Annotated in this window: 14 protein-coding genes; 6 read left to right on the top strand and 8 right to left on the bottom strand. The window is 40.5% G+C overall.

Going from position 1 to position 16,200, the window contains the following annotated elements; all coding sequences use genetic code 11:
* Positions 1-715 (bottom strand): hydantoinase/oxoprolinase N-terminal domain-containing protein (locus IQ230_RS21655; RefSeq protein ID WP_322742528.1); only part of this gene is annotated, 715 nt, incomplete at its 3' end.
* A gap of 123 nt (positions 716-838) precedes the next feature.
* Between IQ230_RS21655 and IQ230_RS21650 the strand changes: the two genes are divergently transcribed.
* Together IQ230_RS21650 and IQ230_RS21645 are read left to right on the top strand one after the other, a co-directional pair.
* Entirely contained in the window at positions 839-1,765 is a 927-nt protein-coding gene (locus IQ230_RS21650) for a bestrophin family protein (protein ID WP_193934318.1), read from the top strand.
* Positions 1,766-1,782: 17 nt separating this feature from the next.
* Positions 1,783-2,712, top strand: a complete 930-nt coding sequence (locus IQ230_RS21645; protein ID WP_193934317.1) for a ribonuclease D — start codon at positions 1,783-1,785, stop codon at positions 2,710-2,712.
* A gap of 105 nt (positions 2,713-2,817) precedes the next feature.
* Here the strand turns inward: IQ230_RS21645 and IQ230_RS21640 are convergent, their stop codons facing one another.
* Both IQ230_RS21640 and IQ230_RS21635 read right to left on the bottom strand, forming a co-directional pair.
* Positions 2,818-3,384, bottom strand: coding sequence for an HAD family hydrolase (locus IQ230_RS21640; RefSeq protein WP_193934316.1), 567 nt, complete (start codon positions 3,382-3,384; stop codon positions 2,818-2,820).
* A gap of 50 nt (positions 3,385-3,434) precedes the next feature.
* The gene (locus tag IQ230_RS21635; RefSeq protein WP_193934315.1) at positions 3,435-3,578 is read right to left on the bottom strand and encodes a hypothetical protein; all 144 of its coding nucleotides are present in this window, start codon (positions 3,576-3,578) and stop codon (positions 3,435-3,437) included.
* Positions 3,579-3,671: 93 nt separating this feature from the next.
* Here IQ230_RS21635 and IQ230_RS21630 point away from each other — a divergent pair, with 93 nt between their 5' ends.
* Positions 3,672-4,463, top strand: a complete 792-nt coding sequence (locus IQ230_RS21630; protein WP_193934314.1) for an IS5 family transposase — start codon at positions 3,672-3,674, stop codon at positions 4,461-4,463.
* Between the two features lie 479 nt (positions 4,464-4,942).
* Here the strand turns inward: IQ230_RS21630 and IQ230_RS21625 are convergent, their stop codons facing one another.
* The 5 genes from IQ230_RS21625 to IQ230_RS21605 form a co-directional block, all read right to left on the bottom strand.
* A complete protein-coding gene (locus tag IQ230_RS21625) occupies positions 4,943-5,116 on the bottom strand; it encodes a hypothetical protein (protein ID WP_193934313.1) in 174 nt (57 codons plus the stop codon).
* 342 nt (positions 5,117-5,458) lie between these two features.
* A complete protein-coding gene (locus IQ230_RS21620; protein ID WP_193934312.1) occupies positions 5,459-6,118 on the bottom strand; it encodes a hypothetical protein in 660 nt (219 codons plus the stop codon).
* Positions 6,119-6,293: 175 nt separating this feature from the next.
* A complete protein-coding gene (locus IQ230_RS21615) occupies positions 6,294-8,024 on the bottom strand; it encodes a ShlB/FhaC/HecB family hemolysin secretion/activation protein (protein ID WP_193934311.1) in 1,731 nt (576 codons plus the stop codon).
* Positions 8,025-8,140: 116 nt separating this feature from the next.
* A complete protein-coding gene (locus IQ230_RS21610; protein ID WP_193934310.1) occupies positions 8,141-11,818 on the bottom strand; it encodes a two-partner secretion domain-containing protein in 3,678 nt (1,225 codons plus the stop codon).
* A gap of 397 nt (positions 11,819-12,215) precedes the next feature.
* Entirely contained in the window at positions 12,216-12,974 is a 759-nt protein-coding gene (locus IQ230_RS21605; RefSeq protein ID WP_193934309.1) for a fused MFS/spermidine synthase, read from the bottom strand.
* Between the two features lie 317 nt (positions 12,975-13,291).
* On the opposite strand from IQ230_RS21605, the gene IQ230_RS21600 reads away from it, so the two are divergent.
* The 3 genes from IQ230_RS21600 (at position 13,292) to IQ230_RS21590 (ending at position 16,182) form a co-directional block, all read left to right on the top strand.
* The gene (locus IQ230_RS21600) at positions 13,292-14,155 is read left to right on the top strand and encodes a Tab2/Atab2 family RNA-binding protein (protein WP_193934308.1); all 864 of its coding nucleotides are present in this window, start codon (positions 13,292-13,294) and stop codon (positions 14,153-14,155) included.
* Positions 14,156-14,243: 88 nt separating this feature from the next.
* Positions 14,244-15,551: a TldD/PmbA family protein gene (locus tag IQ230_RS21595; protein WP_193934307.1), complete on the top strand. Its 1,308-nt coding sequence runs from the start codon at positions 14,244-14,246 to the stop codon at positions 15,549-15,551.
* A 46-nt stretch (positions 15,552-15,597) separates the two neighbouring features.
* Entirely contained in the window at positions 15,598-16,182 is a 585-nt protein-coding gene (locus tag IQ230_RS21590; protein ID WP_193934306.1) for a GDSL-type esterase/lipase family protein, read from the top strand.
* Positions 16,183-16,200 lie beyond the last annotated feature (18 nt).

Below are 16,200 nucleotides of genomic sequence, written 5' to 3'. Positions count from 1 at the left end.
GGTTGGTTGTCGTATTGCTTAGTGATAGTTGATTTGATACTTGGTCTACATATCTGCGGAGGATGGGAGACAGATAGGCATCAACAACTGTTGTATCGCCTCGACTAATTAATTTCATCAACGGGCTAACTTCATGCGATACTGATACTTGAGTGTAGCCGATGGTCCTCGCTAGAGTGGCGATCTCCTTCTCATGCGTCGGATAGCGATAACCGTGCATTAAAACAATGGCACATGAGCGGATACCATCTTGATAAGCAGCTTGTAATTTACTGCTAATAGAATCGATATTTAACTTAATCAGTTCTTCGCCTTGAGCGGTGTAGCGTTCTTCTACCTCAATCACTTGCTCATACAGCATTTCTGGCAGCACAATTTGCCGAGCAAAAATATCAGGGCGATTTTGATAGCCAATGCGGAGTGCGTCGCCAAAGCCTTTTGTCATGACTAACACTGTGCGATCGCCTTTACGTTCGAGCAATGCATTTGTCGCGACTGTTGTTCCCATTTTCACTGTAGCGATTTGATCTGCTGGTATGGGTGTATCAGAGGCAATACCTAAGACTTCTCGAATACCTTGTATGGGAGCATCAGTATAGCGATCGGGATTTTCTGATAATAGTTTGTGAATGACTAATTTCCCAGCAGGACTTTTCGCCACAATATCGGTAAATGTACCTCCGCGATCAATCCAAAATTCCCAACGGGTATTCATGATATATCCCTCTATGTAAATCTAGGCTTATTTCTTAGGTTATTATTCTTGAAGTTATCAAAAACAAAGAAAGTTATTTATTAATGAGTCTGCCATTATATAGATTTAAACGGAGTATAATTGATGCACAGCGAAAAAATCCACTGGTTTAAATTAGTTTTTCGGCTTCGTGGTTCAGTCATTCCAGCAATTTTTCACCGAGTATTAATATGTGGCTTATTTGGCTTCTTTATTTCGCTATTATATCATTTAAAATTTCCTGTATCCCAACCTGTTTTTGGTAATCTTGTTCCTAGCGTTGTTATTGGTTTACTGCTTGTTTTTAGAACCAATACAGCTTATGAACGCTTTTGGGAAGGACGTAAAGCTTGGGGGACTTTGGTTAATAATGTACGGAACTTAGCACGACAAATTTGGGTAGCAGTTATCGAAGTTAACCCAGAAGATAGAGAAAGCAAGATTATGACTTTAAGGCTTTTAGTTGCTTTTGCTATAGCAACTAAACTACATTTGAGAGCAAAGCCTATTAACCAAGAATTAGCAAATTTAATATCGCCAGCCCAATTTCATAAATTAAAAACAATGAATAATCCTCCACTAGAAATAGCTTTTTGGATTGGAGATTATTTACAAAGTCAGTATACCCATGGTTGCATCGATGCTTATCAGTTAGTTGCACTGCAAAATTTACTCAATAGCATGGTAGATGTACTAGGAGCCTGCGAACGCATCTTAAAAACACCTATTCCACTTGCTTATGCAATTCATCTAAAACAGTTATTATTAATTTATTGCTCATTATTACCTTTTAATCTTGTTGGAAATCTAGGTTGGTGGACTGGAGCTTTTGTTGCTTTAGTAAGTTTTATTGTCTTCGGCGTTGAAGAAATTGGTATTGAAATAGAAAACCCTTTTGGTTATGACCGTAATGATTTACCTCTCAATACTATTTGTGACACAATGCTACGCAACATTGAAGATTTGATCAGTCTTAGTCCTAGTGTTCATGCTCACGCAGGTAATGCTAAATTTACTCAAAGTAGCAATTAGTTCTGTATAAATCTCTAATGCTTTATTTAAGAAACATTAATGAAATTCGTGCTTTAATTTTCCAATATGCTCAAGCAAAAACACTATGGGTCGATACAGAAATAGCAGATTTTAATACTCGTAATCCTCGTATATCATTGATTCAGTTTTCAGATAATTCGAGGGACATTACAGGACAAACAGTAGTTATTTTAGATGTTCTGAATCAGCCTGAGATTGTAGAGGATTTCGTTTGTACAATTATGTTTAATCCAGCAATTGAAAAAGTCTTTCATCAAGCTAGTTATGACTTAAAGTTTCTTGGGAAAAGCAAGGCAAAAAATATTACTTGTACTTTAGAAATGGCGAAAAAAATTCCATATTATCTTTTGCCATTGCCTAACCTATCTTTGAAAACTTTAACTGAAGCTTTGTGTCACATAGCAGTGGATAAAACTGAGCAAACAAGTGACTGGGGACAGCGACCTTTAAGTGACATTCAACTACACTATGCAAAGATGGATCCAGTTTATCTAGCAATGGTACATCAACAACTATTGCAATTGCAACTTCTTAGTAATCCTAATCCTGCAACAGAAGATTTAAGCTATTTGACGACAAGATATCTAGAATTAAAACAACAACTACAACTACTGACCTCTGAATTTGAGCATATTGAAACACGTTTAAAATCAGCCATGCAAACCCAGGAAGTTTTAGAAACTGATAATTTAAAACTTTCACAGTCGCAACGCAAAACAATAAAAGCAGAGTTTGTTCAATTAGCCGCACTCATTCAAGAGCATGGATTAGAGTTTAATTTTCCAATTACTTTAACTCAAAAGTTACAAAAAGAATTAGGAGATGTCATTTCAGAACTTTCACTTCAGGTAGAAACAACAAATAGTTGGCGATTAACAGCAAAGCAATCTGAAAATAAAAATCAGCAAGATGAGTTGGATTTTTAAAGCTAATTCATACAAAAATATTTTTTAGTCTTTTGCAAACCATGAATAACAATACTAACAGATGACTCGATTAGCCTGTGCAAACTTATTGTAACAAGAGCTAAATTAGTTTCGAGTTGCTGGATCGGGATAGCCACGAGCGACATCTGACCATTGAAAATCAATTGATGCTGCGATCGCACATGCTTGATCTGTTAAGCGATCGCCAATCAAAATTTGAGGTGTTTCGGGAAGAATGTTATAGTGCAGTTGTAGCGCTTTAATCATCCCTGCTTGTGGTTTGCGAAATGTACCAATTAGGTGAGGGTAAAGCAATGACAGTAAAATAGGCGGGCTATCAGGACTCTCCAACAACCAAGCTGTTTCTCCTGAGTCGTAACAGAAGCCAAAGCCATTTAAAGGTAACTGATACATTAGCCATCTGGCTTCCATCACAACATCTTCTATCGTTTTCTCTCCAGAATGCCAACGTTGATTGCTGACGACAAAATTGTATTTGTAGGTACTAAGTAGTTGCTTGATTCCTGGTAAGATTTGCTGTTGATCTGGAGCTTTAATATAGAGTGGATTTCCTCTTTGGTATGGAGTAAGAGTTTCCCAATTTGGAACATATTGAGGATAGGGACGACATAAATGTCCGTCGCGATCGTGATAGGCAATCATTTGAATCAAACTAATATTATTTTGTAGTGTTTAACAGAAGTTCTTTCAGCTGCTGCAATTTAATAAATAGGAATTTCTCGAAGCTTCTGCTGCCGCCAGTCTCGTTTTTGCAATACTCGGTTATATGCGCCAGTTTCTACCCACTTAAACAGCTCAGATGCTCGCATAACTGTCCAAGGATGTTCTTGCCCCATTGTACTCATCACTTTAGAGGATGTTTTAAAAGTAGGGAACTATTGTAAGAAAGCTCACAAAGCTTATGCTGAGATTTGTAGAAACCAGCACCTTGTGAGCGAATGACTAAAGCATACCGTAGCAATCTAACGTGGGAACAGTGGGAATTAATTGCAGAGCTTTTTCCAAAAGCGAAACCAGGCGGTCGTCCTCGCAAATTAGCTATATATACCGTAGTCAATGCGATTCTCTACGTGTTGTGTGAAGGATGTACTTGGCGAGCATTACCTGGAGATTTTCCCGCTTGGTCAACAGTCTATGGTTATGTTTGGAGGTGGAGCAAAGATGGTACATGGTTAAAAATACACGATAAACTCTACCAGTGGACGAGGGTAGCAGCGGGACGTGAAGCTAGCCCATCTGAAATTGTAGTCGATAGCCAATCGGTGGAAACAGCAACCATGATTTCAATACAAGTGGGTTATGACGCGGGTAAAAAGATACATGGTCGCAAACGACATCTGAGCGTGGATTTGTTAGGGTTAGTTTTACGAGTGCTGGTAAGGGCTGCGAGTGTTCCAGAGCGTACTGGAGCCAAAGAAGTCCTCAAAAGAGTTCATGATACAGGTAATCAGGTAAACCGCTTGCACACCATTTGGATGGACGGTGGATACCGAGGGCAAGAGTTTCTCCGATGGGTAATGGATATGTTTCGGTGGATTGTGGAAATTGTACTTCGACCTTTGGAGAGGAAAGGTTTCGTCATCTTACCCAAACGTTGGGTTGTAGAACGCACTTTTGGATGGCTTAATTGGTGTCGGCGTTTCACTAAAGATTATGAACGACTACCACAAACCTCGGAAACTTTTATTTATCTTGCCATGATACGTATCATGGTTCGACGACTTGCATGATTTTCAACTCGCTTTGACTTTTAAAACATCCTCTTAGATGTAATAGAGTAAACGATCAATAATGCTATCAATAAATCTAGCAGTAACTCTATACCAAAAACTTGCATAGTTCATATTAATTTCCCTATTTTTTAATAATGAAAACAATGGTGATTACTCAATAATGCTCTTGCAAAAGTACTGATAATTGCGTATGAAACCAACTGTTAGATTAACTTTTAACCTTTTACTTTTCTCCTTTAACCTACTTCTGCAAGAAGTTTAATCATTAGTACTGGAGTTCAAATTAAACTTTAATGGTTATTGAAGAATGTAAAGTCAGAAATTTTGCAAAGGTTAACTCGGTACTTTTCTGCAGTATCACCATCACTGAACACAGCTTTAATGTCATAGATACATGAATTTCCACGCCCCTCAAAGTATATTAAGTCAGAGTTTCCACTAGGTAAAATATAACCAGACGGAACTAAATCTTTTTCTCAACTATCACTATGTGAGTCAGAAACATATAAATTCACGATCGCATAACTTGTCTTGTTGTGAACTATAAAGTCCCGTTGATCTGCCAAAGCTTTTGAAACATTCAACGTAAGTGTTGCTGGTAGCAATAAGCTAGTTGCAATTAAAACTTTACGCAATGTGTTTTGTAGCATAATCTTCTCTCATCAATTGAAGTAATCTTTTTAAAAATCTGTAACTTCTAGGTCACTTATCTGTGTCCTTAACTAAAACAATAAACTGGAATATATATATAATGCATTACATATTTATGTAGAATCAAATTTCAGGATTTGTAAAACTACTGCTTAATTAAATTTAGTGTTACTATTAAAACTAATATTTAATATTTATGTTGTAAAAAATACAGTTTTGTGGCAGTCCAAATTTAGAAGTTGTGTTTAAAACCCATACAAAAAGAGAATTTATGTTTCACTTGAGTTTATGAAAAAATACTTGTTAACTAAATTGGTTTTTACTAATTATTAAGTTTTGCCTTATCTTGTACAAACAATTTCAGATACAAAAGAACGAGCTAAGTCTACTGTTTGCCCAGAAATTTGAACATTAAGTCTATTGATATCTTGACTAAAAACCCCAATAATTTGCGTACCATTAGCCATAGCATATGGATATCCTCCAAGATTTAAATTAGGAGGAATTATTAAGGGAAAATTCACTAAGTTAAAAGCTGTGGCTAGCGAAGTTGCATTATTGACTAGTTGTCCTGAAAATTGATTGCCATTTAGTTGATAGTTCCAGTATTGTACTAGAAGTGATCCTGTACTTGTAGTAGCCACTGCAGCTGACCACATAGAAATTGCACCTACTGAAGTTCCGACACTTGGATCTACAAACCCAATTTGAAGATTAAATGGATTGCTTTCAGTAGAACTTCCATCACTTTGTTGAGCACTAACGACACATTGTACAGGGGTTTGGATGGTTTGTTGATGAAAAGACGTGCCATAAACATCAGGATACTGAATTGTTGTAGTAGCAACACCAGAATAAATAATTTCATTAGTTTGTGCTACTGCTGGATTAGTATCAAAAACAGCTAAACTTATGATAGTAGTACTAGCAAAAACAAGTTTAGGAATTAAACGGACAACTGAATTAACTCGTGTAGCTAAACTTGTGCTGCTTAATTTCATACTCTTACCTGGAATTCAATAAGAAAGTAAACTTTAAGTGAGAAACACTCAGTAATGCTGGCTCAACTTTCCTTTGATTTATAGATTAGAATTCCAGATAAATTAATTCACTCGCTTTTTATGTAAATTTGATTGCCGAAATCTACATTTAGTACATCACATAACACTGTCTCCTTCAAAATGGTTGATAGCGTAGTGAAAAATAAAAACCTTGATCTTGTAGTGAGTCACCTCGGTTAGCAACGGGGATTAAGGGAATTCCATAGTCGAGACGTAATGCTAGATTCGGGCTAACTAACCAGCGCAAACCTAACCCCAAACCAGCAAGCGTCGCCGGATCAGGATTGGGAAAGCGATTATTCCAAGCTGTACCAATTTCAATAAAAGGTGCGATTTGCAGTATGTTCGGATCAGATGTCAACGGAACGCGAACTTCTACTGAACCTAAAATGGCATTATCTGCAACAATTTCGTTTTGACGATAACCGCGTATAGTATCTACTCCACCAAGACCGAATCTTTCTAGCGACAATAAAGAATCTGGTGTCAGCTGTGCATCAAGTCGAGATAGTAAAAGAATTCTGGGTGAGAGTTGTTGTACCCATTGAAATTGACCTAACCAGCTAAAGAATCTACCATCAGTGCCAGTATTGTTAATTGTGGCATCAAACGCATCAATACCAAAACTAAATTGCGATCGCGCCGCTAAAACTCGTGTGGTTCCACGGTCTACCCAATCTTGAGCAAAGCGTACTACACTCACTCGTGATTCTCCATTGTCAGGACCTTCATTAAAGGAAAATGGTTCATCAAGTAAAAAAGTACGACTGCGGCGCAGATCAAACGCTAAAGATAATGCAAATTCGTTGCTGGGGGATTGTGATATTGGTTGACGAAATGACAGTGACAAAGTGCGGGTATCGCTTTTGATATCGAAATCGCGAAAAGGATCTTCAATAATACGGCTATCGCTATTACCGTAACGTAAACCAAGTGTCCCATTGCTAGCATTTACGGGAATTGCATAGTTAATGTCATAGATATCGAGTCCTTCGGTGATACCATACTCAGCACTCAAGCGATCGCCAAACCCTAATAAATTATTATGTGTTGCAAACACACTTCCTTGGAACGAACCAATGCTAGGAGACTGACGATTATCTGTTGTCAAGCCAGCGGTAAAGGGAGGGGCTTCTTGCAAACTGACTTGTAAAACATTGCGTCCAGCGGTACTTCCTGCAGTTAATTCTGCATTGACTTGACGAATTAAGGGATCAATTTGCAATAGTTGTAATGCACGTTCTAGGCGTTGTTGGTTGACGGGTGGTTTAGTTGCAATTTCTAAACGCGATCGCACATACTCTGAACGCAACCTTTGTAAACCACTAATATCAATACGTTCGAGTTCGCCTTCAACAACTTGGATTGTGACAATACCATTAGTAATATCTTGATTGACAGGTAAAAATGCACCAGAGGTGACATAGCCATTATCGATATATAGCTGAGTAATATCTGTGCGGAGTTGAATTAAATCTTCAAAAGTGACTTCACGGTTTGTGAAAGCTTCAGTTAGTTCAGCAATTTCATCTTGTAAAACTGTGCTTCCTAGTACTTCTACTTGCTTAACAAGAAAGCGATCGCCTATTGGAGGAGGTGTCTCCGGTGATGGAGTTGGAGGAACTTCTAATCTCGGTGCGGGTGATGGTAATTCTGGTGGCGTTTGCGGTGGTTGTGGCGGTTGAGGAATCGTGCGTTCAATTGTTTCTGGTGTATCGGGCGGAAGTGTGAATCCTGGTGGTGGAGATTGTGCTAGGACACTTTTGCTAATGAAAATAGGGATGATGCTGAGGGCGATCGCTATCCCTTTCTCAGTTTGAAGTGTACTAAGAATATTGATATTCATCTATTAAATTTTATCAGTAATTTTGCTGAATTTTTATTATTTTTAAGTGTCTTTTATACACTAAAATGCTCTACAAAAGATGTTCATTCTTATACTTTTTAATAAAAAGCTACGAATTACGAAGAACACTCACGACTCAAAATCAGTTGCCCATTACTCAAGCGGTACACACCTTGCGGTTCGACGATAGGATCGCCTAATTGCCATGTACGAGAAGAACTTGTATCAGGTATCGAACGTACACTACCAGTAGAATATGTAGAAGCAGCTTGCTCTCCTGGACGACTTGGCAAACCACCAGCACCTGTAATCAGGAAACTACCTACTTGGTTGCGACTACGTGCTACACAACTATTTGCTACTAAAGTTTCGGTGTTAGTTAAGTTTGCAGGCAATTCTGTGAGGCTATTTTGGATGAAGCTAACATCGGGGATATTAACAACACCTGCGACTGCACCACTGGCATTAATATCAACGCGGTTATTTTCATTTAGAGTATTTGGGTCACTATTAAGTGCAGCTGGTTGAAAGTTTTCACCAAAAAATACGGGGGTATTTAAAGCAATATTACCACCGCGACCATCTTGGGCAAACGCGAGAATATCGCTGTCATCGAATGCGAGGATTGAGTTAGCAGTTAGGGTAATGTTACCACCGCCACCAGTACCACTAGCAACATTGGTTTGAATGTCACTGTCACCGTGTAGGCGGATATCTTGAGCAGAAATAGCGATCGCACCACCGGAAGCTTGATCGGCAAAAGTCAGAATGTCGCTGTTAGTAGACTCAATAAAACCATCTGCATTGATAGTGATGCTTCCTGCATTTCCCTGACCTTGAGAACTTGCATTAATTTGGGCGCGATCGCTTAATCTCACTGCTCCAGCTTGAATATCAATATTACCTCCCCGACCACTATTCGTCGTTGACGCTGATACTTCTGCTGCATTTTGGATAAGCAATTGCCCTGATTTAAGTGTCAGCCCGCCTGCATTTCCTGAGCCTTCACTGTTGACAGCTATCCGAGCACTATCTTGAACAATTAAAAACCTAGATTGGATATCAATGTTTCCAGCATTACCATGTCCAGCAGTACTAGCTTGCATCTGAGCGCCATTTGTAATTGAAAGTGACCCTGTTGTGATTTTGATGTCACCTCCATTTCCACCAGGAATTGTTGCTGGTGTAGCAGAAATATCTGTAAGACCAATAGTGTAAGCGCCAAGGTTACTTCCATCATTACTCCAGTCACTTAATGGCAATGCGCCCCCAGAACCTGTTGCACCTAGAATATCCGTGAAATCACCAGAGCCAAAAACCTTGCCATTATTACTTAAAGGATCGTTTGCCCAGCTTGTGATTGCTAAGTAATATTCGCCTGCTGCGGCTGGAGTTAATGGATGACCTGCTGGTAAGGTTGATTGATATGTGTTGTCACTGGCATCATCGTTGAAGTAAACACCCCGGCCGTTGGCATCAAAGAGAAACAATCGAGTATCGACATTAGTGTTACCAACGGTAGTTGCTGAAAAGGTTTGATTCCCATTCAAGTAGATTTTGTAGAGATCTACATCGTTATTACTAGAAAGAAATCCAGCGATACCAGACACGAGTTGTCCAGTTGCCCCAAATGTTAAATCTTGAGATGTATTAGTTAGCTGACCTGCATCATTATTATTTCCAGCTTCCCTAACAATAGGTGAGTCTTGTGTTGTCGCTAGCAATCTGCTACCAGCGCCATCTAATGTAACTTGCCCAGTGGCGTTGACTACAATGTTACCAGCCTTACCAGTACTAGAGGTACTCGTACTCAATACAGCACCATTGGTAAGTGAAAACGCTCTTGCAGAAATTTCAATATTTCCTCCATCTCCTACAGAGCCAGCATCTACTGAGCTAAATGCTCCAGCAGGAGAATCATTGAAGGAAACGCTATCACGAGCAACAATCTTGATATTGCCTGCATTTCCCCGTCCCTGAGTTCTAGCACGTAGTTGAGCAGTATGAGATACAAAATTTTCTATTTCGATAAAAATATTTCCTGCGTTTCCTTCCCCAATTGTTCTCGTATCCAGGAAAGCACCATCGTTCATAACCAAAGAGTTCGTCTTAAGTGTGATATCACCTCCCTCACCAATTGCCTTTTCCTCCACTGTGCTAGAAATAGCACTAGATATAATCTGGTCTCTAAACGGTCCTGTTGCTGGTCCTCTTCCAGAAAGAGTTACTTTATCAGTAGCAATGATTGTTACACTACCTGCGTTTCCTCGATTTTCAGTATCAGATCGTAGTTGCGAACCATTAACTAAAGAAAGATTACGACTAGTAATCTTAATATCACCTCCATTTCCAATTCCACCTTCACTACCAGCAACTTCTCCATCACTTACTTCCGAGAAAATAGTGGCATTGTCTAGAGACACAAGGTCTTGTGCTTCAATAACTACGTTTCCTGAGTTGCCTTCACCTTCAGTAATAGAGGATATTTGAGCATTGTTGTTTATGACAAGCGATCCTGTTGTAATTTTTATTGCTCCAGCATTGCCAACTGCCCCTTTTTCTACTCTACTAAGAACTAAAGTATTAAACCGAGTATCACCAATACCTTCAATAAAAACACTACTATTGGCTGTAAGGTTCATAGTACCTGCGTTTCCTTTTCCAGAAGTATTAGTACTAAGTACAGCCCCATCTTTCAAAAAAATTGATCCTCCAGCTTGGATATCAATGTTGCCACCATTCCCTATTGCGTTCTGATTGACATCATTCTCAATTAAGCTCCTTCCAGAACCAGCTATGTTGACAGTTTCCTTCGCGTCGAGCCTAATGTCTCCAGCTTGAGCGTCGTCTGAACCTAAATTGCTTAATATCCCAGCAGTAAGATTACTTCCTTCCAAGATATTGATATTCTGTGCTGCGATCGCAATATCACCACCACCGCCACCTGCAACAATAAACCCTGCACCATTTGTCAAAGCGACATCAGCCCTTGGTAGATCGTCTGGAACTGACAAACTAAAATTATCGCCATTTTGCTCTAAGCCTACAGTTCCTATTCCTGCTACTGCTGCAAGATCAACGCGCCCACCAAAAGCCACAATTCCACCGCCATTTGCGGTTAGGTCTCCACCAACGAGTAGTAAACTTTGACCATCTGGAACTCTTAGACCAAAATATTCTGGATTACCTGCTGCATCTTGTCCTGCTGGTGCTTTTGATCTATTTTCGATCGAATTAGCATTAATTTGATTAAACAAAAATGCTGAAGGACTCACTGTCAAAAGTGAAGAAGGTACATTAGGATTTGATGCGTTGAAGAAACCTTGTTCGCCAAACCCAATTGCATTAGCCGTTGTCGCCACAAAAGAGCCTGCAACATTCAAACTACTATTTTCCCCAAAAATAACACCACTGGGATTCATCAAGAATAGATTGGCATTACCTAAAACACCAAGCGTACCCAGGATGTTAGAAGGATTGTTTCCTGTAACTCGACTGAGAATGTTTTCAATTCCCGCAGGATTACTGAAGTAAGCGCCTCTTCCTGCATCAATATTAAATTCTTGGAAACTGTGAAATAGGTTAGCGCCGCGAATTGCACCACCATCAATGCGATCGCTCGAAGTCCCATTAATAATAAGATTAGGTGCCACTACCGAGTTTTCACTACCAAGCGTGGTATCTGGGGTAATCTGGGCTTGAACGCCAGTTTGTGAAAGTGCGATCGCTCCGACAATTCCTATAAATCCTGCTACTTTCAATCCACGTAAACCAATTTCACTTGTAGTCGTCACGGGTTTATTGCCTCAACACACTGATGACTTTGATCTCGTTCTGGAGTGATGTGTTCTAGATTATACTTCTACGTAAATTGATAAAAACTAAATATTTGCTTAAGAGCGAGCGCTATTTTTGTCCTACTATTTAACACCTATCAGAACGATATATTGTCTTAAATAGTGCTAATAAGACTAGTGATTAAGAAAGCTGTAAATAATGATAAACAGTAAATTACAAAACTATGAAAATTGGCTATTGATTCATCTCAAACTTTTTATTACTAATTTCTGCTGTAGTTAACATAGTTATTTCCTATTTGATTTGATATAAAGAATAAAAACAAATATCAAGTAAAACAATCAACATTTATGCAAGTTTGATTGAATGAAATAGAAAAATATTGAGCACAATTCAGTAATTGACATTACACAAAATACACTGCGAAATGAGGTTAATGAGGTAGGGATCGGCTGCAGGATTAATAGCTGAACGGATCTGATCGTACAGATATTCTCGCTTAGAGCCAACTAGAAAACGCGCTGTGCCAGTTTGTACCTGTCGATGAGTTCGCGGTGCAAGATATTCAATTAGAGGGTAATCGTCAGTGTTAATCGGGTAGTTGTCAAATAGTCTACTTGCGGTAATGTTGCCAACATACAATCGGAGTAAAAGGGCTGTTAAAGCCTCATCGGAGGTAGGAGTAGCGATCGCCTCTAACTGGTTCATCAGATAGCGTCCATGCCGAGCAATAACTTGGGGATCGAGTGGCTGTGCCTGTTTTTGTCCAACCAGTGCCACTGTAGAGCGACTAGCTGCTAAATCACCGCGCCACATCACTACCTGAGGAAAAACTTCTGTCATTGTGCGGGCAATGATGCCAAACCCCTGCTGCGACACCTGATAAAGAGGAATCCACTGCACAAAGATACCATCCGGCTCTAGGCGTTCCTTGGCAATTTGATAATTCTCCAACGTGTAGAGATTACCCGTACCCCGTTCCCACGGCGTAAATAAGTCACTGATAATCAAGTTATAGCGATCGCGGCTGCCGCTTAAACAGTTACGTCCATCTTCGGCATGAACTGTCACCCGTTCATCTTCAAAGAGTCCTCTCGTCCAAGCCGTAAAGTAGGCTTTTGATAAAGCAACTACCTCAAATAGTTCACACAAAACAACTCACTTGACTGAAAACGCCAGAGCAGCACCCGCTGTGATACCTGTACCCATTATCCTGATTCATTTGGTATCGCCACCCAGTGAGCTATGCATCATTATGGTTGAATAAACGGTTGTGTCTCACAACAATTATTTTGGCTAGGTGCAACAATGACAACATTTTATGACTATGCATGACTGCTGATTTAGTAGAGCAGTTTCAGCTTTTACTTGAGGAGATTGCTGTAGTAGCTTGAAAGAAAATGCGACGTAGCGATCGCTGCATTACCTTGTACGATCTAATCAAGTAAGCCATATTCTTACGGCAAAGCATGGGCAATATCTGGGAAATTGATTTTTACTCGCGTCCAATTTTGGATGAAAACCAAAAAAAAGTTTGGGAAGTTTTAGTATGCGAAAGTCTTACGGATATTCGTGCAGAACCTAATTCACTGTTTCGCTTTGCCAAGTATTGTCCGAGTACGCAAGTTAACTCAGTTTGGTTGCGCACTGCACTAGAAGAAGCCATCAAAGACGCCAACACTACTCCTGTCAAGTTTCGCTTCTTCCGTCGTCAGATGAACAACATGATCGCTAAAGCCTGTGAAGACTTGGGAATTCCCGCGCAACTCAGTCGTCGGACACTGGCACTAAATCAGTGGTTGCAACAACGCATGGAGGAAGTTTATCCCCAAGAACCTGGGTATCAAGCAGCAACAAATCCTTCGGTACGCATGGAAGTACCTCTACCACAACGTTTACCCGATGCCTTAATCGGACAACAATGGGCATTTGTCTCCCTAGAAGCTGCGGCGTTTGCTGAAATGCCAGAGTGGGAGATTGGATTTAGTGAAGCTTTCCCACTATCAATTACTGGCGTCCAACCTGAGACACAAATTCCAGGACTGATTGTCTTTTCTCCTCGTGCAGTTCCTTTAGCGGGGTGGATGTCAGGTTTAGAGTTAGCCAATATTAGATTTGACAGCCAACAGACACCACAACTCATCTTAGAAACTGGCGTTACTGAAAGCTGGATCTTGGCAAACTTTAAAGATTCTGCAACGATCGCAGAAGCGAAAAACTTTGAGACAGCTAAGCAACAAGCTAACGGAGTGCACTTTTTGGCAGTTCAATCAAACCCAGAGGTAGAGGCTTTTGCAGGATTTTGGCTATTACAAGAACCCAATCTGCCGTAAATTGGTTGCAGAGCTATATAAAGTACCAGCAATCACTTATTGCTAAGTACTTAGCGCTTTATCATCACTTCCACACTCAGCATCGCTCATGGGTTCTGAAAATTTGCCACACTCGACACTCGCAGAACAACTACTCGATCTCTCCGCACAAGCAGGGGCTGAGGTAGCTGAAGTGTATCAATCGCGATCGCTTTCTCGACCAATTTTTTTTGAAGCCAATCGCCTCAAACAGCTAGAAAGTACTCAAGCCGAAGGAACCGCCTTGCGATTGTGGCGTAACGGACGTCCAGGACTTGCAGTCGCTTATGGATCTGTAGAACCTCAAGCCTTAGTAGAACGCGCTATAGCGCTGAGTCAACTCAATGAACCCGAAATAATTGAAATTGAGAGTCATTCGCAATCCCGTTATCCTGACTTGGGTGAGGCAGTCAGTGTCGAACAACTGATCGAGTGGGGAAAACAAGCGATCGCTCTGATTCGGGATGTCTACCCTGAAGTGTTAATGAGTGCTGAGTGGGATAGTGATGTTGAAACAACCCGACTAGTCAACTCCTTAGGATTAGATTGCTACTATACTGATACCACTTTAGGTTGTTACTTATCTGCCGAGTGGATACGCGGCGATGATTTTTTGAGTGTCTCTGACGGACAAACCGAACGCGGTAGTTTACACCCCGAAAAAATCGCTCAGCAAATTATCCAACGCCTTGAGTGGGCAGCAGAAAATGTCGCATCTCCCACAGGGAGGGTTCCGGTGTTATTTACTTCTAAAGCTGCGGATATGCTCTGGGGAACCTTACAAGCAGCATTGAATGGCAAGCGTGTTCTTGAAAAGGCTTCTCCGTGGAGCGATCGCTTGGGTAAACCAGTGATTTCTCCTGTTTTAACTTTATACCAAGATCCTGAAGCAGGACCTTATAGTTGCCCGTTTGACGATGAAGGTACGCCTACGCAACGAGTCGTCTTTATTCAAAATGGTATTTTGCAACAGTTCTACTGCGATCGCACCACCGGACGTCAACTGAATATCAGTAGTACAGGTAACGGCTTTCGCCCTGGGTTAGGAAGTTACCCTACACCAGGAATGTTTAACTTACTGATTCAGCCTGGTTCTGGCTCACTGCTTGACTTAATCGATAAGCTTGATGATGGCATTATCGTCGATCAAATGTTGGGTGGTGGTGGTAGCATCTCTGGGGACTTTTCTATCAACGTTGACTTAGGCTACCGCGTCAAACACGGTCAAGTTTTAGGGCGCGTCAAAGATACAATGGTTGCTGGCAATGTTTACACAGCACTGAAACAATTAGTCGCACTTGGTGGCGATGCCGATTGGAACGGGAGTTGCTACACTCCGTCTGTAATTGTCGAGGGATTATCAACCACAGGAAGATAATATTCTCATCTAGCAACCCTATTCCTCGCCCCTCGCTCCTTTTATCATGCGCATTTGCTTTTTTGGAGACTCTTTTGTCAATGGTACTGGCGATCCAGAGTGTCTGGGCTGGGCAGGAAGAATCTGTGCTGCGGCTTGTCAACAAGGATATGACATCACCTATTACAACTTAGGAGTACGTAGACAAACGAGTACAGAACTCAAAAATCGTTGGTTGGCAGAAGCAAGTTGTCGCCTGAGTTCAGAGTTTGATAGCCGACTTGTGTTTTCTTTCGGTGTAAATGACACAACGCAAGAAGACAGTAAAACTCGTGTAAATTTTTCTACATCTATTGAGAACTTATCTCACATTCTTAATAGTGCAAAGCAAATATTTCCTGTGTTAATGATAGGGCCACCACCAACCCCAGATCGCCAGCAAAATCAAAGAATTGCGCATTTATCCGCAGAATATGCTGATGTTTGTCAAAAAATAGACATTGCATATTTAGATACTTTTACTCAGTTGCAATCTTCAACGATTTGGTTCAAGGAAGCCGCAGCGAATGATGGCTACCATCCTAGTGCGGGCGGTTATACTGAATTTGCGAACATCGTCCAAAACTGGTCTTCTTGGTTATCTTGGTTGTAGTGAGTAGTGTTTATTCCC

It is taken from the genome of Gloeocapsopsis crepidinum LEGE 06123 (assembly GCF_015207655.1).
GTDB classification, from domain to species: Bacteria; Cyanobacteriota; Cyanobacteriia; order Cyanobacteriales; family Chroococcidiopsidaceae; genus Gloeocapsopsis; species Gloeocapsopsis crepidinum.
Note: the sequence above shows the minus strand (reverse complement) of the source record. Positions and strands in the feature narration are given on the sequence as shown.